Origin of the sequence: Streptococcus mitis (genome assembly GCA_001560895.1) — a bacterium.
Classification (GTDB): Bacteria; Bacillota; Bacilli; order Lactobacillales; family Streptococcaceae; genus Streptococcus; species Streptococcus mitis_Q.
This window is the reverse complement of the sequence record CP014326.1, coordinates 356957-381791: the sequence shown is the minus strand read 5'-3', so window position 1 is coordinate 381791 and position 24835 is coordinate 356957. Positions and strand designations below refer to the sequence as shown.

The window sequence follows — 24835 nt, the reverse complement described above, 5'->3', positions numbered from 1 at the left end:
TCAGTGTAAGTTATTGATCGCTTCAGACACTTCCCTGACCTTATAACGCGCGATCATACAGCTTCCTCCATTTGGAAAGAAAAGGAGTTTTTCTTTCTTATCCAAACGAACTACATTGGCAGGATTGATGAGAAAAGAGCGATGGCACTGCAAAAGACGAGGCTCCTGCTTGAAAACATCCTCTAAACTCGCTGTAAACTCCAGCCTGTCTGTCTTGGTATAAAGAATAACACGATGGGCTCTGGGCGACGTTTCTAGATAGTAAACCTCTTTAAAAGGATACTGGAATTGGGCAAATTTTGATTTAAAGTAAAAGCAATCTTCAGCTAGACTTTTACTGTCTTGACCATTGCCATAGAGGAGGGCTGTCTCGATACGAGATTCAAACTCCTCTGCCGAAAGTGCCTTATCAATGTAGTCCAAAGCAGACACTTGGTAGCGAAAGGACAGGGGCATAAACTCCGAGTGAGTCGTCACAAAGACGATGAGAGCATAGGGATCCCGATCCCGAATCTTTCTAGCCACTTCCAGCCCCTTCATCTCCTCATTTCGAATCTCAATATCCAAAAAGAATAGCTGATGGGCGCCCTTCTCATGCACCTCTGCCAGTAGCTGGTCTGGCTTGCCAAAGACCTCAAAAGAGCTAGGAATGATATGATGTTCCTTCAAGAGTTTCTTAATGGTCGTTTCAATTCTAGCTTGTTGGGAAAAATCATCTTCTAAAACAAATATTCTCATCTTCTTACTCTCCTTGTTTCAATTTCTTCCTAAAAAGAGAATAGCAAAAATACTCTGACACAAGCCCACCAAATCTTAAATAGGCCTTCAAAGCTCCTGAAAGGTAGCTTGTTCCTCAAATAAGCATGATAATCTTACAACTATTTTATCATAAAATCTTAACAGTACCATTCAGGAAATTTCAAGTACAATTAAAGATTTTATGGTGAAAAAGGAGACAAAAGTGATAAACTAACAGTATCAAAACACAGTTGCTAGAAACAAGACTGGCACCCAGATTAAAGGAGGAATTCTCATGACAGATACAGACCCTATCAAAAGAGCTCAGACTTTGATTACTGACTTAAACAAAGCCTATCAAGCATGCAAACAGGCAACCGCTGACGACGTCCGCTTTCAGGAGCAATTAAACTCTATTCTTGGCTTTCTAGCCAAGGCTGAGACTGTGGATAATCGAGTCTTGATTGAACTGGAAAAATTTTACCAGACTTCCAGTCTTCTCATGGGACTCAGCGCTCTCAATCCAGACGCTCCTACCCGCGCCGCTTGGCGGGCCTATGACCGCTTCCACTTTGACCAAGTCAAGACCAAGTTGAGTCTCTACGGACCAACCATTATCTTGTAGAAAATAAAAGAAGCTGAGACAAACTGAACTCAACTTCTTTTTTAATATCATATAAGCAATATTAGTCCTGCATCTGACGTTTTACCTGATAAGGTAAGTACAAGACTAGTAAAACCAAACCAGCTCCCAGTAAGGCTAGAAGGGCTAGTTTTTCTTGGAAGGTAATCAACCCAACAACTAATTCCACAAGTAAAACAAAACTGGTCAATCCTCGGACTACAGCCTGTAAGCCTTTTTCCTTTTGCCCCTTGTCCAGTGGAAAGAGTTGGGTCAAATACTGGTAGTCAAAGGCATGATAGAGGGCCAGTAACTGGAAGAGCAAGAGGTAGTTAAAGAGAACTACCACTGCTGTCGCAATCCAAGCTTGCTCGATAAAGACCTGCGCCAGCAAGGAAAGTAGGAGCAGACGGAGACTGAGCGCAAAGAGGTCTCCATTTCGCAAATAAGAACGCAGATAGAGATTTTGCCAAATCTTCCCAGGCACCTTCTGAACAGCTTTTAGGATAAAGTCCAGATAGGCACGACGCTTGACGCTGTTTGAAATTCCCTTTACCTGCGTAAAGAGGGCAAAGAAACGAAGCAAGACTTGCTTACGCTTACTTTCTTGGGAAATGACAAAGTCCCAATCAAGACCAGTTTCAGTGAAAAATTTGCTGGCCTTTTGACGAAAGAGCAGATATTTCCCTACCCCAAATAAAAGCACATAGATCAGAAAAACTGGCAAGCCATAACCCATGGCCAAAAATAAAGGCGCAAATAAAAGCAAGAAAAGGGTCTGGACAAAGAGCCAAAAGAATAGGGAAATGCCAGTTTGACGCTTGAGATGGAGCTTGATTTCCTCTTCTCCAACTAAGAGAAAGAGCTTGTCTGGAGCCTCCATATAGGTGGCAATTCCACCCCAAAGCAAAAGTAAAACAGAGGTAATTCCTATAAACAAAAGGATCGGCCAATGATTTTCAGGAAAATGTTGCAAGAGTTGACTGTACTGGTAGGCTAGAAAGCCCAGCAGAACAAGCAGGAATAAGACAAAGTGGTCATTGAGAACATAGCGCAGATAACCAAGACACTCCTTACGAAAAGCCTGCTTTCTCTTTAAAAACAAGTCTTTCATAGGTCCTCCTCTTTGGTCAGCGCCAAGTAAATGTCATTCAAACTAGCCTCAGGCATGTCAAAAGCCTCGCGCAGTTGTGCCAGATTCCCCTTAGCACGCACCTCCCCCTTGTGGAGAATAACGAAGGCATCACACATCTTCTCCGCCGAATCCAGCACGTGGGTACTCATGAGAATAGACTTGCCTTTTTGCTTTTCCACTTCCAAAAGCTGAATCAAGTCAGAAATCGCCAGCGGATCGAGACCAAGGAAAGGCTCATCCACGATGAAAAGACTCGGATCCACCACAAAAGCACAGATAATCATGACCTTTTGCTTCATCCCTTTGGAGAAATGAACAGGGAACCAGTCTAATTTCTGGTCCAGACGGAACATTTTTAACAAGGGTTCTACTCGCTCAAAAGCCACTTTCTGCTCAATACCATAAGCCATGGCAACCGTTTCAATATGCTCTCTGAGAGTTAATTCCTCATACAAACTAGGCGTCTCAGGAATGTAGCCAATTTGCTTGCGGTAGTTAGTCGCATCTTCTTGCAAGGTCAGGCCATTGATATTGATGGAGCCACTATAAGGTGTCAATAGACCAATAATCTCATTGATGGTCGTTGATTTCCCAGCACCATTGAGACCAATCAAACCGACTAACTGCCCACTTTCAACTGTAAAGGACACATCTTTCAAGACAGGGACATGAACATAGCCACCTGTCAGGTTTTTTATTTCTAACATATTTTCTCCAAATCTGGTATAATGTAGCTATATTATATCAAAATTCAATACAGTAGAGGTAGATTTTATGTCAGATTGCATTTTTTGTAAAATCATCGCAGGGGAAATTCCTGCTTCAAAAGTATATGAAGATGAGCAGGTTCTTGCCTTTCTTGATATCTCTCAAGTGACACCAGGACACACCTTGGTTGTACCAAAAGAGCACTATCGCAATCTTTTGGAAATGGACGCTACTAGCGCCAGCCAACTCTTTACCCAAGTGCCAACAATTGCTCAAAAAGTCATGAAAGCTACCAAAGCTGCTGGCATGAATATCATTGCCAACTGTGAAGAAATCGCAGGACAAACAGTCTTTCATACCCACGTTCACCTCGTGCCTCGCTACAGTGCCGATGATGACCTCAAGATTGATTTTATCGCCCACGAACCAGACTTTGACAAACTTGCTCAAGTCGCTGAAACCATCAAAAACGCCTAAGGAGTTGCCATGAAATTATCCAATCTACTGCTATTTGCAGGAGCTGCAGCTGGAAGTTATTTGGTCACAAAAAATCGCCAAGCCATCACAGATGAAGTCTTGAACACTACTGACCGCGTTCAAGCTATCAAGGACGACGTGGATATTATCCAAAACAGCCTGCAAATCATCGACCAGCAAAAAGAACTCATCAAGGAATACCAAGAAGACCTGACTTATAAGTTTAAGGTCTTGGAAAAGGATATACAGACTAGACTAGCTGTGATCAAAGAAACACAGGAAATTGAAGATAAGTAAAAAGAGCCCGACGGCTCTTTTTTAAAAGGTAAACAAGTTATATCCCATCAACTATACATCATAATTTAGGCAACTCATTCACCATTTCACAACTAAATCGAAGACTTTCCTAGGCTTTCCGCCGTAATGAAAACACCTGAAACAGCTTGGTTTCAGGTGTTCGGAAACTTTGATACCTAGGCTCAAAGTTTAGGTATGGAACTTCGAAGAAGGTCCCTACCGTCCGTCATCACTTAAGGAAAGTTTTAAAAAATCTATAAACAAAAAAGAGCCACTCGGCTCTTTTTGTTTATTCTCCTTCAAAGGCATCTTTAATATGGTCAAAGAAGCCTTTTTTCTTTGGATTGACTTTTAAATCACCAGCAGCTGCGAATTCTTTCAAGGCTGCTTTTTGACGGTCGTTCAAACCTGTCGGTGTTACGACATTAACAGTAACGTATTGGTCACCCACTGCACCACCACGAAGACTCGGAGCTCCCTTGCCACGTAGACGGAATTTCTTACCAGTCTGAGTTCCCTCTGGAATAACCAATTCAACATCACCGTGAACAGTTGGAATATCTACTGTATCACCAAGAGCTGCTTGAACAAAGTTAAGGTTGAGATTGTAGAAGATAGTAGTCCCTTCACGTTCAAACTTATCGCTGGCTTCCACAGAAACCACTACATACAAGTCACCATAAGGTCCACCATTAAAGCCAGCTTCACCTTGACCAGCTAGGCGAATTTGTTGACCTGTTTCCACACCAGCAGGAATTTTGACATGTACGCTATGCGCTTGTTTTTCATGCCCTGTTCCGTGACAAGTTGTACATGGGTCTTTGATTTCTTTTCCGCGACCGTGACAGACATCACAGGTTACTTGGCGACGCATCATACCGAGAGGTGTTTGGGTATCAACATTGATCACACCTGAACCATGACAGCGTCCACAAGTAACTGGACTTGTTCCTGGCTTAGCACCAGAACCATTACATGTACGACAGCTAGCTTCACGGTTGTACTTAACTTCTTTTTCAGCTCCAAAAATAGCTTCTTCAAAGGTCAAGTTCACACGATACTGGAGGTCATCCCCCTGACGAGGAGCGTTTGGATTGCGCGAAGCACCGCCTCCGCCGAAGAAACTTGAGAAGATGTCCTCAAAACCACCGAAGCCACCCGCCCCATTGAAACCGCCGAAACCACCAGCACCACCAAAGCCACCGTTGGCTCCAGCCGCACCATATTGGTCATAGGCAGCCCGTTTTTGATCGTCACTCAAAGTCTCATAGGCTTCCTGAACTTCCTTGTACTTTTCCTCAGCACCAGGCTCCTTGTTGATATCTGGGTGATATTTTTTCGAAAGCTTACGATAAGCCTTTTTGATTTCGTCTGCCGAAGCGTTTTTTGACACCCCCAGACGATCATAAAATTCAGTATTGTTCATACAAGATACCAAGACCGTAAAATTCGACTGAAAAATAGGAAATCTGACGCTGGAGCGATGCTCCTAGGCAGATTTATCTTTTTTCCGAGAATTTAGGTCGGGTTCAATTCCTTTCTTTCATATTGATGAGACAAAACCCAAATAAATCAGGTTTAGTTCCTTTTTACCGAAAAACAGAGGCTGGGTTGCAACCTCTGGATTTCTTCCTATCATTACGACGTTCTAAAACAAAGTCGATTATACTTTGTTTTAGAACTAGTAAGACGTTTAGGCAAGTCGCCATAGCGATTGCCGTAGAAGGACAATCACTTTAGTGATTAGTCATTCTTACCTACCTCGCTCTCCTGATTTTCAAGCTCGGGATAAAATAGTCCACTGGACTATTTTATTTTTCCGTAAACTCTCCGTCTACGACGTCATCGCCTGCGTTTCCTGTTGCTTGTGCGCCTTCTGCTCCTGCTTGAGCTTGTTGGGCTGCTGCGGCTTGTTCATAGAGTTTCACAGCAAGGCCTTGAGCTTTTTCATTCAATGCTTCAAGTTTTGATTTCATTTCGTCCAAGTTGTTGTCTTCTTGAGCTTTCTTAAGGTCATCAAGGGCAGCTTGTGCAGCATCACGTTCTGCATCGAAGCCTTTGCCTTCAGTTTCCTTGATTGTCTTTTCAGTCGCAAAGATCGCTTGGTCTACTTCGTTACGAAGGTCAACTTCTTCTTTACGTTTCTTATCTGCTTCAGCGTTAGCTTCTGCATCTTTCATCATGCGATCGATTTCTTCGTCAGTCAAACCAGAGTTCGATTGGATGACAATTGTTTGTTCTTTTTGAGTTCCAAGGTCTTTGGCCTTAACAGACACGATACCGTTCTTGTCGATGTCAAATGTTACTTCGATTTGAGGAATTCCACGTGGTGCAGCTGGGATATCTGTCAATTGGAAGCGTCCAAGAGTCTTGTTATCTGCTGCCATTGGGCGTTCACCTTGAAGAACGTGGATATCAACGGCTGGTTGGTTGTCTGCTGCAGTTGAGAAGACTTGTGATTTAGATGTTGGAATAGTAGTGTTGCGATCGATAAGTTTTGTAAATACTCCACCCATTGTTTCGATACCAAGTGACAATGGTGTTACGTCAAGAAGGACAACATCTTTAACATCACCAGTAATCACACCACCTTGGATGGCAGCACCCATAGCAACAACTTCATCAGGGTTTACTGATTTGTTTGGTTCTTTACCAGTTTCAGCCTTAACAGCTTCAACAACGGCAGGGATACGAGTTGAACCACCAACAAGGATAACTTCGTCGATTTCTGACAAGCTCAAACCTGCATCTGAAAGGGCTTGACGAACTGGAACTTTTGTACGTTCTACAAGGTCACGAGTCAAATCGTCAAATTTCGCACGAGTCAAGGTCATTTCCAAGTGAAGAGGTCCAGCTTCACCAGCAGTGATAAACGGCAAGCTGATTTGTGTTGAAGTTACACCAGAAAGGTCTTTCTTAGCTTTTTCAGCCGCATCTTTCAAACGTTGCATTGCCATCTTGTCAGTAGACAAGTCAATACCGTTTTCTTTTTTGAATTCTGCTACCAAGTGGTCAATGATTTTTTGGTCAAAGTCGTCACCACCAAGTTTGTTGTCCCCTGCAGTTGACAATACGTCGAAGACACCGTCACCCAATTCAAGAATAGATACGTCGAATGTACCACCACCAAGGTCAAATACCAAGATTTTTTCTTCTTTATCAGTCTTGTCCAAACCGTAAGCAAGGGCCGCAGCAGTTGGTTCGTTGACAATACGTTCTACTTCAAGACCAGCGATTTTACCAGCGTCTTTAGTTGCTTGACGTTGAGCATCGTTAAAGTAAGCTGGAACTGTGATAACTGCTTTAGTCACTTTTTCACCAAGGTAGTCTTCAGCATAACCTTTCAAGTATTGAAGAATCATAGCTGAGATTTCTTGTGGAGTGTATTCTTTTCCGTTAGCAGAAACTTTTTCAGAAGTACCCATCTTAGATTTGATAGAGATAACTGTATCTGGGTTTGTAACTGCTTGACGTTTTGCAGCATCACCAACGATGATTTCACCATTTTTGAATGAAACTACAGATGGAGTTGTACGGTTTCCTTCTGGGTTTGCGATGATTTTGCTTTCTGTTCCTTCAAGAACTGCAACTGCTGAGTTTGTTGTACCTAAGTCAATACCGATAATTTTAGACATGTGTTTTTCTCCTTGTTATTTTAATTCTAATTTTGATTTTTTTGATATTCCCCTTAAGTGGTGGGGACGTGAGCAACTCCCTACGGGATTTCATCACTTATTTTTGAGCCTATTGTCTCAAAAATCCCCTGTTTCAGTAGCAAAAGCTACTGAAACTTTCACCACGGCGGGCAATATCTTCCTTGCAAGCCTCCGGCTTGCTTTTTATCTTTCTTTCATAGTTTAGTGTCGTTTCGGACAAGTTTTCAATGTATTTATGTTACGACACGAGGAGTCGAAATCGATTTTATTTCGACGACGAGTTAGTAAGGAGGCTAGGCAAACGTCATAGCGATTGCCGTTTTCTGACGAGTTACTTCAGCAACCGTCAGAATTGCCTAATCGAACACGCCCTAAGCTCTGGGTAAAAAAGATAGATTTCCTTGTGTTCATCGAACACTTCGTCAATCTCCTATTTTTACTGTGAGCTTTTTACGGGCTTTGTATCCTAGTTATAAACCACTACCATGGCTGGGCGTAGGATGCGGTCATGGAGTTTGTAGCCTTTTTGGAAAACTTGGGCGATGGTATCTGCTGGGTGTTCATCGTCTGCTGGGAGAGTTTGGATGGCCATATGGTAGTTATGGTCAAATTCGCCGTCAGCTGCGATTTCTTCGATTCCTTCTTCTTTCAAAGCGTGAATCAAGCTCTCTTGCACCATCTCCAATCCTTTTTTGACATCGTCTGTCAAACCTTCAACTGCAAGGGCACGCTCTAGGTTGTCCAAAGAAGGGAGAATTGCTTTTGCCAAGTCTTGGCTACGGTAACGTTGCAAGTTTTGACGCTCTTCATTGGCACGGCGTTGGATATTTTGCATTTCTGCATGAGCACGAAGGTATTTATTTTCGAACTCATCCGCACGTTCATTTGCCAAGTCCAATTCAGACTTCTCAGGAGCTGTTTCTTCAGCTGTTTCCACAACTTCCTCTTCTTGAACTTCTTCTACTTCTTCATTTTTTATATCTTGGGCCATTTTCGCCTCCTTTAATGATTTCAATCTTAATGTACTTCGTAATGATTACTGCTGAGATAGCGGTAAAAATCTGTCAACTTCATGGTCAAAACACGGTTGACCACATTGACTTGGTTGATTAGCTGTTGGTAATCCAGATTAACTGGACCGATAATGGCTAGAATTCCAACTCCCCGATAAGGAATGAGGAACTTGCTACTAATCACCGCCAGATCTGCTAGACAGGACTCTTGACTGTCCGCAACACGGACATTTTGCATCTGATCTTCATGCAGCCCTTCACGAATCTCCAAGGCCACCTTTTGTGGTTGATCAAAGAACTGGTAGGCTGCCAGATTGGCAAAATTCAAGAGATTGACCTTACCCGCCACCACAATATTTTCGTTGAACATTTCCTTAAAGATGTGTTCAAAGAGATCAATCACATTATCCGTTGTTGTAAAGTAACGCTGGATAATCTGCGGAATCTCCGTCCGAATTTTGTAGTGAATATCTAGAACGGTGTGACCGAGGAAACGTTCCTGAATGATTGCCTTCAGTTTCAGCAAATCTTCCTGCAAGAAGTTCCTTGGAATCAGAAACTGACTGGTAACCGTTCGAGACTCGTCTAAGGTAAATACTGCCAAGGCTGTATGTTGCCCTAAAACCACGATATCAAAGGCTGTCAATCGTTGTCTGCTCGGCTCAACATCCAGTGCTACTACCGTACAGCCACTCAAGTCTGCTAGTAGATTAGCAGCTTCTTGCAGAATATCCTCCAATTTGAAGAATTCCTGATCAAAGGCTTTGACAATCTCATAAACCTCATTTTCAGCCAGTCGGTCAAAATCCAGTGAGTGTTTCACATAGTACTGAAAACCAGCAACACTTGGCATGCGACCGCTTGAAGTATGAGCCTTCTCAAGCAAACCTTGCTTTTCTAAAGCCGCCATGTCATTACGAATAGTTGCACTGCTAGAGTTAATAGACTCTTGCAAGGCTTTGGATCCGACAGGTTCGTGCGTTTTGGTAAAGATGTCAATAATCAGATTTAAAATATCCTGCTGACGCTCTGTAACCATCTCATCACTCCTCTCTGTCTGATCAATTAGCACTCGACACGTTCAAGTGCTAACTCATGATTCTATTATACACCCTTAGAAGAGAATGTCAAGATAAAAACTCAAAAAATTAGCACTCTTTTACCAAGAGTGCTAAAAATCAGTCTGAAGACCTAGAACCTTACCTTCCATTCATTTTGTATTTCTTTTTAAGTCTGAAAAAACCATGGATTAGATAAGAAATCAGAAAGGTATATAAAAGAAAAATAATGAAGAAAGACATAGAAAGCTCTTCTTTAAATAAACTCAGACAAATAACAAGACCGCCTAAGAAAGTAGCTGTACAGGAACGAAGTCTAGATCGCATAACTTCCCATCCGAGGCTCTTACTCATATAAACTTGATCCTCTGTAAGTATATCAGAAGCTGGTTTACGAAGAATTGAACAAAAACCTGTTTCTATCAATTCCCAACCGCTATTTCTAAAATCTTGCAATTCATGCTGATACTTTTTAAGAAATCTAGAATCATAGATACGGTAGATGACATCGTCTGATTGACATTGGTCAAAATAGAACAAACCAAAACGACTAGTTTTATACCTCCAACCTTTCAAATGCATCTCATGTAAATATTCTTCTTCCTTGTCCAAATCAAGAATGGTGAAAATCCGAAATTGCTTTTTATTTATCATGACTTCCCCTCCAATTTTGAGCATACCTACCCTATCATAAGTCTGATAATTCCTTCTTTTTATGCCATAACTTCCAACCAATATAAGAAACTACTAACAAAAGGATTAAAGACAAGAAAATATCTAGCCCGACCGCAAGTAAACCCCATAGACCATACGCATTACTTCTATTGAGCAATTTAAGTAATAATGATATATGTATGGCTAGCAAAAGCAAACTCGGTACTAGTCGCAGTCTTAAAATGCGATTAACCATATCCAACTTGTTAGTAGCATCGTTATAAATTTCAAATTCTGCATCCGATTCAATTTCAGAATGTGCTTTTCTAAAATAGGAAAAACTATTAAAGTCTGTAATATGCTCCCAGCCACAATCTTTAAATAGTTGTAAATAGGAGGTTCTCTCTGATTTTTCCATTGGGTAAAAATCCAACTGATAAGATACTTGCTCAGGCTGACATTTTTCAAAGGTATACTTAACTACAAACAATAAGATAGAATAGCTTACTTTCCTAAGTTTCCAGCCCTTAGCATGCATTTCTCTAAAGTATAGAGCCTCCCTCTCATAATCCGCAATTGTAAAAATTCGGTAAACAATTTTCTTTTCCATCATCCTTCCTCCCGACTATTTCTGGAGAGCCGTTCAATACGCTTCAATTCAATATCTAAGACTTTTCGCCCCAAGTCTGTGATCTGATAGATTTTCCGTTTCTCCTCTTCTCGGACAAAGGCAATCAAGCCACCCTTTTCCATTTTTGACAAGGTACCATACATAGTCCCAGGACTAATTAAAACTTGCGAATCTGTCATCTCCTTGACCTTTTGTGTAATACCATATCCATTATTCTCCTGCTGCAGACAGAACAAGATATAAAAACCCGTTTCCGTCATAGGAAGATAAACACGACGGATCTTATCCGTTAATTCCATTTATAGCCACCTCCTATTTAGTTCGATATAAAAAGAAAGAAAAAATGGATAAGCTAGAGCTCTTATGTGAAGAATTCGAGCATAAACTTTTACCATTTCCTCCCTACTCACCTGAGTACAATCCTATTGAGAAAACATGGGCCCATATCAAAAAGCACCTCAAAAAGGTATTACCAAGTTGCAATACTTTTTTTGAGGCTCTTTTGTCTTATTCTTGTTTCAATTTACTGTAGATCAATTTCTAACAACGCCTTAGAATTCGCATTGCACTATTCTAGCTTCATGACAAAGAATCAAAAAGCAACGCTAAACACGTTGCTTTCTGATGTAAACACAGTTACTTGTATATCAACTCATTTTACTGATTTTATACAAATCACTTGTTATTGACTGTACAATCTATAAATCGTCACTCTTCTTCCTTCCGTTTTCGTGAAATGAGAAGTCCACCAGTCATAGCTGCTAAGAGAGCTACAACAAGTGATGTATTTGATTTCTCTGTTCCTGTATTTGGAAGTTGTCGATCTTTATTTATTGTAGTTTCAGATGTTGGCGTTCCCTCTGACATTTCATTAGCACTACCGTCGTAATCTGGCTGAGCTGGTATTTCTTCTGGAATACTATTTACACTACCTTCATAGTCTGGTTGAGCTGGGGTAACTTCTGGAATGCCGTTAACACTGCCTGTGTAGGCTGGAACTTCTACAGTCGGTGGAGTAATGACATTGCCTTCGCCATCCGTACTACTTGTGCCTACTGGATCGGTATACGCTGGCACTTCTACAGTCGGTGGTGTGATTACGTTGCCTTCGCCATCTGTACTACTTGTACCTACTGGATCGGTGTAGGCTGGAACTTCGACACTTGGTGGCGTAATCAAGTTACCTTCACCATCCGTACTACTTGTGCCCACTGGATCGGTATAGGCTGGAACTTCGACACTTGGTGGGGTAATTAGGTTGCCTTCGCCATCTGTACTACTTGTACCTACTGGATCGGTATACGCTGGCACTTCTACAGTCGGTGGGGTAATTAGGTTGCCTTCGCCATCTGTACTACTTGTTCCTACTGGATCGGTGTAGGCTGGTTGACTTGGAGATACTTCTGGAATACCGTTTACACCAGAGTCTTGGTTGACCAAGTCACTTCCTGGAATTTGGTGACTGATGCCGGTTGTTGGATCTTTCAACGTTGCGGTGCCGTCTTCGCCTACAGTGACTTCCTTACCTGGGTTCTTCGCTTTGACTTTGTCTTCCACTTGTTTTTTCTCTTCTGGAGTTAAGTGCGCTTTGTCTTTAACTGGAACTTTCTCGTCTGGTTTCACTGGGGTGAAATCTTGGTTGACCAAGTCACTTCCTGGAATTTGGTGACTGATGCCGGTTGTTGGATCTTTCAACGTTGCAGTGCCGTCTTCGCCTACAGTGACTTCCTTACCTGGGTTCTTCGCTTTGACTTTGTCTTCCACTTGTTTTTTCTCTTCTGGAGTTAAGTGCGCTTTGTCTTTAACTGGAACTTTCTCGTCTGGTTTCACTGGGGTGAAATCTTGGTTGACCAAGTCACTTCCTGGAATTTGGTGACTGATGCCGGTTGTTGGATCTTTCAACGTTGCGGTGCCGTCTTCGCCTACAGTGACTTCCTTACCTGGGTTCTTCGCTTTGACTTTGTCTTCCACTTGTTTTTTCTCTTCTGGAGTTAAGTGCGCTTTGTCTTTAACTGGAACTTTCTCGTCTGGTTTCACTGGGGTGAATCCTTGGTTGACCAAGTCACTTCCTGGAATTTGGTGACTGATGCCGGTTGTTGGATCTTTCAACGTTGCGGTGCCGTCTTCGCCTACAGTGACTTCCTTACCTGGGTTCTTCGCTTTGACTTTGTCTTCCACTTGTTTTTTCTCTTCTGGAGTTAAGTGCGCTTTGTCTTTAACTGGAACTTTCTCGTCTGGTTTCACTGGGGTGAAATCTTGGTTGACCAAGTCACTTCCTGGAATTTGGTGACTGATGCCGGTTGTTGGATCTTTCAACGTTGCAGTGCCGTCTTCGCCTACAGTGACTTCCTTACCTGGGTTCTTCGCTTTGACTTTGTCTTCCACTTGTTTTTTCTCTTCTGGAGTTAAGTGCGCTTTGTCTTTAACTGGAACTTTCTCGTCTGGTTTCACTGGGGTGAATCCTTGGTTGACCAAGTCACTTCCTGGAATTTGGTGACTGATGCCGGTTGTTGGATCTTTCAACGTTGCAGTGCCGTCTTCGCCTACAGTGACTTCCTTACCTGGGTTCTTCGCTTTGACTTTGTCTTCCACTTGTTTTTTCTCTTCTGGAGTTAAGTGCGCTTTGTCTTTAACTGGAACTTTCTCGTCTGGTTTCACTGGGGTGAAATCTTGGTTGACCAAGTCACTTCCTGGAATTTGGTGACTGATGCCGGTTGTTGGATCTTTCAACGTTGCAGTGCCGTCTTCGCCTACAGTGACTTCCTTACCTGGGTTCTTCGCTTTGACTTTGTCTTCCACTTGTTTTTTCTCTTCTGGAGTTAAGTGCGCTTTGTCTTTAACTGGAACTTTCTCGTCTGGTTTCACTGGGGTGAAATCTTGGTTGACCAAGTCACTTCCTGGAATTTGGTGACTGATGCCGGTTGTTGGATCTTTCAACGTTGCGGTGCCGTCTTCGCCTACAGTGACTTCCTTACCTGGGTTCTTCGCTTTGACTTTGTCTTCCACTTGTTTTTTCTCTTCTGGAGTTAAGTGCGCTTTGTCTTTAACTGGAACTTTCTCGTCTGGTTTCACTGGGGTGAAATCTTGGTTGACCAAGTCACTTCCTGGAATTTGGTGACTGATGCCGGTTGTTGGATCTTTCAACGTTGCGGTGCCGTCTTCGCCTACAGTGACTTCCTTACCTGGGTTCTTCGCTTTGACTTTGTCTTCCACTTGTTTTTTCTCTTCTGGAGTTAAGTGCGCTTTGTCTTTAACTGGAACTTTCTCGTCTGGTTTCACTGGGGTGAAATCTTGGTTGACCAAGTCACTTCCTGGAATTTGGTGACTGATGCCGGTTGTTGGATCTTTCAACGTTGCGGTGCCGTCTTCGCCTACAGTGACTTCCTTACCTGGGTTCTTCGCTTTGACTTTATCTTCCACTTGTTTTTTCTCTTCTGGAGTTAAGTGCGCTTTGTCTTTAACTGGAACTTTCTCGTCTGGTTTCACTGGGGTGAAATCTTGGTTGACCAAGTCACTTCCTGGAATTTGGTGACTGATGCCGGTTGTTGGATCTTTCAACGTTGCGGTGCCGTCTTCGCCTACAGTGACTTCCTTACCTGGGTTCTTCGCTTTGACTTTGTCTTCCACTTGTTTTTTCTCTTCTGGAGTTAAGTGCGCTTTGTCTTTAACTGGAACTTTCTCGTCTGGTTTCACTGGGGTGAATCCTTGGTTGACCAAGTCACTTCCTGGAATTTGGTGACTGATGCCGGTTGTTGGATCTTTCAACGTTGCGGTGCCGTCTTCGCCTACAGTGACTTCCTTACCTGGGTTCTTCGCTTTGACTTTGTCTTCCACTTGTTTTTTCTCTTCTGGAGTTAAGTGCGCTTTGTCTTTAACTGGAACTTTCTCGTCTGGTTTCACTGGGGTGAAATCTTGGTTGACCAAGTCACTTCCTGGAATTTGGTGACTGATGCCGGTTGTTGGATCTTTCAACGTTGCAGTGCCGTCTTCGCCTACAGTGACTTCCTTACCTGGGTTCTTCGCTTTGACTTTGTCTTCCACTTGTTTTTTCTCTTCTGGAGTTAAGTGCGCTTTGTCTTTAACTGGAACTTTCTCGTCTGGTTTCACTGGGGTGAAATCTTGGTTGACCAAGTCACTTCCTGGAATTTGGTGACTGATGCCGGTTGTTGGATCTTTCAACGTTGCAGTGCCGTCTTCGCCTACAGTGACTTCCTTACCTGGGTTCTTCGCTTTGACTTTGTCTTCCACTTGTTTTTTCTCTTCTGGAGTTAAGTGCGCTTTGTCTTTAACTGGAACTTTCTCGTCTGGTTTCACTGGGGTGAATCCTTGGTTGACCAAGTCACTTCCTGGAATTTGGTGACTGATGCCGGTTGTTGGATCTTTCAACGTTGCGGTGCCGTCTTCGCCTACAGTGACTTCCTTACCTGGGTTCTTCGCTTTGACTTTGTCTTCCACTTGTTTTTTCTCTTCTGGAGTTAAGTGCGCTTTGTCTTTAACTGGAACTTTCTCGTCTGGTTTCACTGGGGTGAAATCTTGGTTGACCAAGTCACTTCCTGGAATTTGGTGACTGATGCCGGTTGTTGGATCTTTCAACGTTGCAGTGCCGTCTTCGCCTACAGTGACTTCCTTACCTGGGTTCTTCGCTTTGACTTTGTCTTCCACTTGTTTTTTCTCTTCTGGAGTTAAGTGCGCTTTGTCTTTAACTGGAACTTTCTCGTCTGGTTTCACTGGGGTGAAATCTTGGTTGACCAAGTCACTTCCTGGAATTTGGTGACTGATGCCGGTTGTTGGATCTTTCAACGTTGCGGTGCCGTCTTCGCCTACAGTGACTTCCTTACCTGGGTTCTTCGCTTTGACTTTGTCTTCCACTTGTTTTTTCTCTTCTGGAGTTAAGTGCGCTTTGTCTTTAACTGGAACTTTCTCGTCTGGTTTCACTGGGGTGAATCCTTGGTTGACCAAGTCACTTCCTGGAATTTGGTGACTGATGCCGGTTGTTGGATCTTTCAACGTTGCGGTGCCGTCTTCGCCTACAGTGACTTCCTTACCTGGGTTCTTCGCTTTGACTTTGTCTTCCACTTGTTTTTTCTCTTCTGGAGTTAAGTGCGCTTTGTCTTTAACTGGAACTTTCTCGTCTGGTTTCACTGGGGTGAAATCTTGGTTGACCAAGTCACTTCCTGGAATTTGGTGACTGATGCCGGTTGTTGGATCTTTCAACGTTGCAGTGCCGTCTTCGCCTACAGTGACTTCCTTACCTGGGTTCTTCGCTTTGACTTTGTCTTCCACTTGTTTTTTCTCTTCTGGAGTTAAGTGCGCTTTGTCTTTAACTGGAACTTTCTCGTCTGGTTTCACTGGGGTGAATCCTTGGTTGACCAAGTCACTTCCTGGAATTTGGTGACTGATGCCGGTTGTTGGATCTTTCAACGTTGCAGTGCCGTCTTCGCCTACAGTGACTTCCTTACCTGGGTTCTTCGCTTTGACTTTGTCTTCCACTTGTTTTTTCTCTTCTGGAGTTAAGTGCGCTTTGTCTTTAACTGGAACTTTCTCGTCTGGTTTCACTGGGGTGAAATCTTGGTTGACCAAGTCACTTCCTGGAATTTGGTGACTGATGCCGGTTGTTGGATCTTTCAACGTTGCAGTGCCGTCTTCGCCTACAGTGACTTCCTTACCTGGGTTCTTCGCTTTGACTTTGTCTTCCACTTGTTTTTTCTCTTCTGGAGTTAAGTGCGCTTTGTCTTTAACTGGAACTTTCTCGTCTGGTTTCACTGGGGTGAAATCTTGGTTGACCAAGTCACTTCCTGGAATTTGGTGACTGATGCCGGTTGTTGGATCTTTCAACGTTGCGGTGCCGTCTTCGCCTACAGTGACTTCCTTACCTGGGTTCTTCGCTTTGACTTTGTCTTCCACTTGTTTTTTCTCTTCTGGAGTTAAGTGCGCTTTGTCTTTAACTGGAACTTTCTCGTCTGGTTTCACTGGGGTGAAATCTTGGTTGACCAAGTCACTTCCTGGAATTTGGTGACTGATGCCGGTTGTTGGATCTTTCAACGTTGCGGTGCCGTCTTCGCCTACAGTGACTTCCTTACCTGGGTTCTTCGCTTTGACTTTGTCTTCCACTTGTTTTTTCTCTTCTGGAGTTAAGTGCGCTTTGTCTTTAACTGGAACTTTCTCGTCTGGTTTCACTGGGGTGAAATCTTGGTTGACCAAGTCACTTCCTGGAATTTGGTGACTGATGCCGGTTGTTGGATCTTTCAACGTTGCGGTGCCGTCTTCGCCTACAGTGACTTCCTTACCTGGGTTCTTCGCTTTGACTTTATCTTCCACTTGTTTTTTCTCTTCTGGAGTTAAGTGCGCTTTGTCTTTAACTGGAACTTTCTCGTCTGGTTTCACTGGGGTGAAATCTTGGTTGACCAAGTCACTTCCTGGAATTTGGTGACTGATGCCGGTTGTTGGATCTTTCAACGTTGCGGTGCCGTCTTCGCCTACAGTGACTTCCTTACCTGGGTTCTTCGCTTTGACTTTGTCTTCCACTTGTTTTTTCTCTTCTGGAGTTAAGTGCGCTTTGTCTTTAACTGGAACTTTCTCGTCTGGTTTCACTGGGGTGAATCCTTGGTTGACCAAGTCACTTCCTGGAATTTGGTGACTGATGCCGGTTGTTGGATCTTTCAACGTTGCGGTGCCGTCTTCGCCTACAGTGACTTCCTTACCTGGGTTCTTCGCTTTGACTTTGTCTTCCACTTGTTTTTTCTCTTCTGGAGTTAAGTGCGCTTTGTCTTTAACTGGAACTTTCTCGTCTGGTTTCACTGGGGTGAATCCTTGGTTGACCAAGTCACTTCCTGGAATTTGGTGACTGATGCCGGTTGTTGGATCTTTCAACGTTGCGGTGCCGTCTTCGCCTACAGTGACTTCCTTACCTGGGTTCTTCGCTTTGACTTTGTCTTCCACTTGTTTTTTCTCTTCTGGAGTTAAGTGCGCTTTGTCTTTAACTGGAACTTTCTCGTCTGGTTTCACTGGGGTGAAATCTTGGTTGACCAAGTCACTTCCTGGAATTTGGTGACTGATGCCGGTTGTTGGATCTTTCAACGTTGCGGTGCCGTCTTCGCCTACAGTGACTTCCTTACCTGGGTTCTTCGCTTTGACTTTGTCTTCCACTTGTTTTTTCTCTTCTGGAGTTAAGTGCGCTTTGTCTTTAACTGGAACTTTCTCGTCTGGTTTCACTGGGGTGAAATCTTGGTTGACCAAGTCACTTCCTGGAATTTGGTGACTGATGCCGGTTGTTGGATCTTTCAACGTTGCGGTGCCGTCTTCGCCTACAGTGACTTCCTTACCTGGGTTCTTCGCTTTGACTTTATCTTCCACTTGTTTTTTCTCTTCTGGAGTTAAGTGCGCTTTGTCTTTAACTGGAACTTTCTCGTCTGGTTTCACTGGGGTGAAATCTTGGTTGACCAAGTCACTTCCTGGAATTTGGTGACTGATGCCGGTTGTTGGATCTTTCAACGTTGCGGTGCCGTCTTCGCCTACAGTGACTTCCTTACCTGGGTTCTTCGCTTTGACTTTGTCTTCCACTTGTTTTTTCTCTTCTGGAGTTAAGTGCGCTTTGTCTTTAACTGGAACTTTCTCGTCTGGTTTCACTGGGGTGAATCCTTGGTTGACCAAGTCACTTCCTGGAATTTGGTGACTGATGCCGGTTGTTGGATCTTTCAACGTTGCGGTGCCGTCTTCGCCTACAGTGACTTCCTTACCTGGGTTCTTCGCTTTGACTTTGTCTTCCACTTGTTTTTTCTCTTCTGGAGTTAAGTGCGCTTTGTCTTTAACTGGAACTTTCTCGTCTGGTTTCACTGGGGTGAAATCTTGGTTGACCAAGTCACTTCCTGGAATTTGGTGACTGATGCCGGTTGTTGGATCTTTCAACGTTGCAGTGCCGTCTTCGCCTACAGTGACTTCCTTACCTGGGTTCTTCGCTTTGACTTTGTCTTCCACTTGTTTTTTCTCTTCTGGAGTTAAGTGCGCTTTGTCTTTAACTGGAACTTTCTCGTCTGGTTTCACTGGGGTGAAATCTTTAGGCTGCGCTGTAACTATTTTTGGATCTGATGGTCTACTATCACCTTTCGTAGCTGTTGCTGTTACCTGACTTCTATCTTTAACACCTTCAGCTGGAATTAACAACGTTCCTGTTCTTGGATCAACAGTTACTCCGGCTGGCTTATCTGGTGATGACCATGTTCCATTTTCAGATTTAACTACTGTTACTACTTTAGAGTTTTGTTGTTCATCTGTGTAATTAACAATTATTTTATCAGCATCACCTGTTGGTGTTACTGTAACTGTTCCATCACTTGGTGCTGTTGCTGTTGGTGGTGTTGGTTTTGAATCTCGTACTTTGTATACTCTTGAACCCTCTAGTGTATCTGTACTATTGTCATTATAAGTTACTATAACATTATTTCCACTTACTGTTACAGATTTAATCTTATCACTAAATGTTGGATTTGCTTGTTTTACTGCTTCTTGAATTTTTGCAGCATCTGCATTATCTAATAGAACTGGTGTTCCTGGAGCTTGTGCATCATATTTCGATGTCTGTGATTTCCACACAAATTTAACGCGTCCTAGTGCGCCAGTATCATCCGCATGACCTACGTGATCATAGTTTGTATTTCCACTTGGATCTTCAGCAAATACATAGCGAGTAATTGATTTTTCACCTGTAAATGGCTGATTATTAAGATTTCCACTTACTGTAATTGTTGCTGGTTGGTTTTCTGAAGTTGGTGTATCTGTGTGGATTTTAGTCGCTGTCAGGTATAATCCACTACTATTTCCTCCACCTAAATAGCTATTATCCTCTGTTCCTAATCCTCTTCTATCATTAGCTGCAAATGCAAGATATGATTTAGATATTTTTCCTGAGTTATCTTTTACTTTGATTGTAATGTTATTTGTTTCCCCAGAATAAACATAAATCTCTTGTCTAGCTGGATTGTCATAAGGAATTTCAACTGTTGGTCTAATCTTATCGTTTGATTCAACTAACTTATCTCCAGATATTTGATGAGATATCCTTGATTTAGGATCAGTTACAGTAGCAGTACCATTACTTGATACTTGCACTTCTTTACCAGGGTTAGCATCTGAAACTTTTTTCTTAACCTGATTAACCTCATCCGGTGTTAAAGACGTTACTTTTGTAACAGGTGTCTTAGAAGGAACTTTTGGTGTGAAATCTTGGAAAGTAGCAACTTTAGCATCACTTGGTTGTGAGATATTTCCTGCTTCATCTGTTGCTTTAGCTGTAACATTACCTTTAGGAATTTCCTTAGTCGGATTGATAACCGCTTTACCATTTGCGTTCGCTACACCTCGTCCTAGTTCTTGACCGCCATGATCATATACAACAACAGATGCACCTGGTTCTGTATCTACTTCAATTTGAGTTCTAGTTCCAGCTTTATCCGTCAAGTTAGTTGGAATCGTTGGTTTACCTGGAGCTACATTATCTAGAACAACATTATCAGATGTTTTTGCAACACCTTTTTGCACAGATCCTCTACCTTGGTGATTGTAAGTAATATCTCCGTTACTTCCTACAGTTACTTCTGACTTATTGATACCTGGATTTGCTTTTTCATAGGCTGTTTTAACTCTCTCTTTATCTTCTGAAGTTAAACGATTAATATCTTTTACAGGTACTTTCTCTCCTTTATTTGCTAGTACATATTGACTAACCTCTTGAGATGACCTTATTCCTGAAGCTACCGTAATATCTTTATTTTCTGCAGTAGCTTGAATTCTATCTAGGGTTTCAAAGCTTGTACCTGAAGGTAATTCAAAGGTTACACTTCCATTTGCATTTGGTGAAATTCGTACATTCGCTGCATTTTCTAACGTCTTATAACGTCCAGAGCCTTCCTTTTCAATTTTAACTTTTTTCCCTTGAATAACCGCAGAGATAATATCTGTTCTGCCTTGTGGAGTAATAGTTACACTTGTTGATCCATGACTAGGTTGCTGAATAGTCAAAGCTTGCGGTGCAGGTACTGTTGCTTGTTTTGGAGCACTTGCATCTGTTGTATTATCACGATTATCAGTTGCTTTTGCTGTTACATTTCCATTTGGAATCGGTCTTGTAGGATTAATAGTAACTCGACCACTTTCATTTGCCGTACCTTCTCCCAATTCATGGCTTGAGTGATCGTAAAGTTTTACCTTAGATCCTGGGTCTGCTGATACAGTTATAGGTGTTTGAGTATCCGCCTTATCTACTAAGGATGTTTCTATTACTGGACGTTTTTGAATCGTATATGATGAAGCTACTTTATCTACTGAATTATCGGGATAAGTGATGGTAACATTCCCTTTTTCATCTACTGAATAAGTAGCCTGATCTAATAATGCTCTGTACGCTGCATCTGTATATGTTCTATTGTTTTTCTCTTTAATCGCCGCAATGATTTTCTCTTTTTCTGGAGTACTTACAGCATTTGGATTGTCTACTGTAATTTTTTTGTCAATAGAAATATCATATTTTTTCGCTACTTCAAGGACGTTAATGGTTGTGCTAACATTTGTACTTGAACCAGCATTATGGCGTCCATAATTAGCTGTTGTTGTCTTGCTTACAACATAATAATTAAGAACCGTTGGTCCTAGGGGCTGATCCATTGCAATCGTTCCACTAGTTTTTCCCGTACGAGCCGTTTCAGGGGTGGATTGAGCTGTTACTAAGAAACCGCCTGATTCTTCTAATCCTTTGACATGGCCTCTAGTATTTGGATTTGGCAAAAATTTTTCTAGATATTTTGCATAAGTAGAAACATTAACTTCGACATGATCTCCACGATATGCTGTAACCCATTCTTTATCCACTCCGATAGTAGCTCTTGCTTTACCTTCGGAAGAAACTTGTTTCGCTCCTCCATGACCTATTTGAGTTCTCGTAACATTCACAGGGTCACTTTTTGCTGATTCTTTACCTCCAACAGGTGTTGAAGTCGCTCTAATTTGCCCTTCAGGTAAACTATTTCGAGGATGTACCATTGCATAGCCATCATTTCCAGCTTGAGCTTCTCCTATCAGTACATCATTATTATCGTAAAGTTTTACTGTTGAACCTACTGGTGCTTTTACTCTGACGTCTGCAGGTATACTTGCTTTCCCTGTTAAGTCACTCTCGATGTGAGCACCAGATGTTAATGGAGCCTCTACTACATTGACAGGTTTCCATCCCTCAAGACTTCCGTAACCGCCTTCTTTCATATTTGAAATAACAGACGTTTGAGATCCTACTTTCATATCACTATTCAATCGTAAATTGATGATAGAATAGAACTTATTACTTGTATTATCTACTGAAGTAACAGTTGCTAGATTACTTTGAAGAGATTGCCATTGTTGATTAATCGTAGTACGTCTAATTGCAACTTGATGCTCTTGATTATTCGTATCTCTATACTTCAAATACGCCATCCCTGCATCATGTGGTACAAATAATTTAATATTACGTTGATTAGATGTAACCTCACCTACAGGATGTCCCGGTGAATGATCAATCCATGAACGTCCTAATGAAACATCCACATTCGTTGCTTCACTCTCTTTGCCATCAACACTTTGAGTTACTGTTATCTTATCTTTCGGTACAAGTTGTTCTCCAGTATCTGATAGATTACTATTTAAACCAGCATCTAGTGAAACAACCCAATGACCACTTCCATCAACTTTTGTCTTCTTAAAAGTATTTCCATTTTTCTTAACAGAAATAGTCGCTCCTGGTTTCCCAGTCCCTGATAATTGATTATCTGTTGACGGTACAGTCTGCATACGTACAGTGTCGTTGGTTCGAGTATAGTTGTGGTTAACAGTAGGAGCGCCTACTGCATTGACATGGATACCTACAGCAGGGAAGTCTGAATTTCGACTTGTAATCGCCGCCTTACCACTTAAGCCAGAATTTTCAAGAGTATTCTGTACAATAGCGGTCGCAAAGCGAGCAAAAAGATTGTGATGTGTTCCTCTAGTAGTTACTTCATAGACTATTCTATCTGGCACAGCTCCACCAATAAGTCTGTAGTGACCAATAAACATCTTATAATTAGAGAAAGGCGTACTAGCAGGGCGTCCTCTGGAAATTTCTCTCTCTTCTAGTACACTACCACCAGCTCCACCTCTTTCTACTACACGAATATTTTCAATAGTATCATCTGATGTAACTGCAATACCAGCCCAAGCATGATTCTTATGAGCCGGACGGACAGCCACTCTCCAAATAGTACGATCACCATCAATGTCATAATGAAGATTTTCAAACTGTTTAACTCCATCACCACTGATAGTACCTGAGTCGAGATTTCCAGCTACAGCTCGATCAATTGATCGAGCTGCATAATGAGCTATTCTAAACCCAGAATAACCTTTTTTCTTCTTATCAAGAACATCCTCTGTCGCCTCATCTACAAGATTACTTTTCGTATCTATCGGCAACAGTTTATTATCTTTGTTTGGCAGTTCTAGACTATTAGCTTCCTTATCTACCTTGTTTAAGCTTCTATCGGAAGCTGTCACAGTAGGTTTTGAGCTATCTCTAGAAGTTTCTTCTTTACGAACTTCAGTAGCAGCCTCATTCGTGCTCTTATCTTCTAGTAAAGAATCCTTAGCATTGCTACTTTCAGCCTGATTAGCAGTCTCGTCTACCGCTTCAGCAGAAGGCACCTTACTCTCTTCTTTCCGCTCAGGTTGACTAGCACTACTTTCTTGCTCTTTTAATGTTTCTATCAGCTTTCTAATTTTTAGAATATGTTGATCAATATCCTCTGATTTAGCATCCTTATCAGAAAGCAAACGTTTGCTTTCATCAGTAAGCTGAAGAAGCTGATTAGACAATGGAGCAAGTTTACTTTCTTTTACCTTAACTACAATATCTTTAAGCTCATCCATCACTTGAAGAAGGGCTGATTTATCAACAACTTTTGTAGTTTTTTCTTCCAAATTCCTTTCAGCAAGCTCTTGACTATCTGGCAAGGGTTCTTCCTTAGCCCTACTCCTACCCTCATCATTTAGGGTCTTCTCAGTCGTTGCTGTATCAGGGGATACAGATAGACTATCTGCTCTAGCTACTCCATTTGCAAAAAACAAGAGGGCAGCTATAGCTACACTAGCAGCACCAAAATGGTACTTTCTAATCGAATAGCGAAAAACTTTTTCACCATTCCTATTATTCTTATGTCCAAACATAAATTTTTCCTTTCTATTTTTAAAATGACATAACTATATATAGTTTATCACAATAAGTTGATATAGTAAAACGATATCTGTAATAAATAATTAACAACTATAGAGTATTTTTATAACGAAGCAGTTCCTAGAATAGTAAGATTTTCGTTGAAAAAAGAGCGATTAATACATGACAAAAAATCTTTAAACTATTGATTCCTGTATGGATAAAATAAGTTCCACCTCTTGCATATATATATATATATATATATATATATATGCAAGAGGTGGAACTACCCTCTATGTATGAATTTGTATATTTACTAATTAGGACTAAACTATAAAATTTTAGTAGCTTGATTTTTACAAAAATAGCAATTATCCTTATTAAAGAAATATCAGAAAATTTAATATAAAAACATCAAATGCATCAAATCAATTTATGACAAACACACCTTATATTCATGTAGATTACAGCATACTATAGACGATAAAACCTCAATTCAAGAAAAAATAAAAAAACTTCTCATCTATTACACTCATCTAACTGAAGCGCATAAAAGACATATTGTAATCGATCTTTATAGCTGATACTCAATGAAAATAGAAGAGTATGAGCAATATGAAAACACTATATCATATT

General features: G+C 41.8%; 15 protein-coding genes. 4 read left to right on the top strand and 11 right to left on the bottom strand.

Features of this window, described 5'->3' with window-relative positions:
• Entirely contained in the window at positions 1-738 is a 738-nt protein-coding gene (locus AXK38_02005) for a two-component system response regulator (GenBank protein AMH88120.1), read from the bottom strand.
• A 295-nt stretch (positions 739-1033) separates the two neighbouring features.
• On the opposite strand from AXK38_02005, the gene AXK38_02000 reads away from it, so the two are divergent.
• On the top strand, positions 1034-1363 hold the full coding sequence (locus AXK38_02000; protein ID AMH88119.1) for a helicase BlpT: 330 nt from the start codon (positions 1034-1036) through the stop codon (positions 1361-1363).
• A 61-nt stretch (positions 1364-1424) separates the two neighbouring features.
• Here the strand turns inward: AXK38_02000 and AXK38_01995 are convergent, their stop codons facing one another.
• Entirely contained in the window at positions 1425-2474 is a 1050-nt protein-coding gene (locus AXK38_01995) for a multidrug ABC transporter permease (protein AMH88118.1), read from the bottom strand.
• On the bottom strand, positions 2471-3202 hold the full coding sequence (locus tag AXK38_01990; protein ID AMH88117.1) for a multidrug ABC transporter ATP-binding protein: 732 nt from the start codon (positions 3200-3202) through the stop codon (positions 2471-2473). Before AXK38_01990 ends, AXK38_01995 begins: the two co-directional genes overlap by 4 nt.
• A gap of 67 nt (positions 3203-3269) precedes the next feature.
• Between AXK38_01990 and AXK38_01985 the strand changes: the two genes are divergently transcribed.
• Positions 3270-3680, top strand: coding sequence for a histidine triad protein (locus AXK38_01985; GenBank protein AMH88116.1), 411 nt, complete (start codon positions 3270-3272; stop codon positions 3678-3680).
• A 9-nt stretch (positions 3681-3689) separates the two neighbouring features.
• The gene (locus AXK38_01980; protein AMH88115.1) at positions 3690-3977 is read left to right on the top strand and encodes a hypothetical protein; all 288 of its coding nucleotides are present in this window, start codon (positions 3690-3692) and stop codon (positions 3975-3977) included.
• Positions 3978-4266: 289 nt separating this feature from the next.
• Here AXK38_01980 and AXK38_01975 read toward each other — a convergent pair whose 3' ends face one another.
• The 7 genes from AXK38_01975 to AXK38_01945 all read right to left on the bottom strand — a co-directional run bounded on the left by AXK38_01975 (position 4267) and on the right by AXK38_01945 (position 11288).
• Positions 4267-5403, bottom strand: a complete 1137-nt coding sequence (locus tag AXK38_01975; protein ID AMH88114.1) for a molecular chaperone DnaJ — start codon at positions 5401-5403, stop codon at positions 4267-4269.
• A gap of 385 nt (positions 5404-5788) precedes the next feature.
• Positions 5789-7612, bottom strand: coding sequence for a molecular chaperone DnaK (dnaK, locus tag AXK38_01970; GenBank protein AMH88113.1), 1824 nt, complete (start codon positions 7610-7612; stop codon positions 5789-5791).
• Between the two features lie 487 nt (positions 7613-8099).
• Positions 8100-8624, bottom strand: coding sequence for a molecular chaperone GrpE (locus tag AXK38_01965; protein AMH88112.1), 525 nt, complete (start codon positions 8622-8624; stop codon positions 8100-8102).
• A 26-nt stretch (positions 8625-8650) separates the two neighbouring features.
• A complete protein-coding gene (locus tag AXK38_01960; GenBank protein ID AMH88111.1) occupies positions 8651-9685 on the bottom strand; it encodes a heat-inducible transcriptional repressor HrcA in 1035 nt (344 codons plus the stop codon).
• Between the two features lie 160 nt (positions 9686-9845).
• Positions 9846-10358, bottom strand: coding sequence for a phosphoglycerate kinase (locus AXK38_01955; protein AMH89603.1), 513 nt, complete (start codon positions 10356-10358; stop codon positions 9846-9848).
• A gap of 34 nt (positions 10359-10392) precedes the next feature.
• Positions 10393-10968, bottom strand: coding sequence for a hypothetical protein (locus tag AXK38_01950; protein ID AMH88110.1), 576 nt, complete (start codon positions 10966-10968; stop codon positions 10393-10395).
• Positions 10968-11288, bottom strand: coding sequence for a PadR family transcriptional regulator (locus tag AXK38_01945; protein AMH88109.1), 321 nt, complete (start codon positions 11286-11288; stop codon positions 10968-10970). The genes AXK38_01950 and AXK38_01945 overlap by 1 nt, the downstream gene beginning before the upstream one ends.
• Positions 11289-11332: 44 nt before the next feature.
• On the opposite strand from AXK38_01945, the gene AXK38_01940 reads away from it, so the two are divergent.
• Positions 11333-11521, top strand: coding sequence for a transposase (locus AXK38_01940; GenBank protein ID AMH88108.1), 189 nt, complete (start codon positions 11333-11335; stop codon positions 11519-11521).
• Between the two features lie 176 nt (positions 11522-11697).
• Here AXK38_01940 and AXK38_01935 read toward each other — a convergent pair whose 3' ends face one another.
• Positions 11698-24213, bottom strand: coding sequence for a hypothetical protein (locus AXK38_01935; protein ID AMH88107.1), 12516 nt, complete (start codon positions 24211-24213; stop codon positions 11698-11700).
• Positions 24214-24835 lie beyond the last annotated feature (622 nt).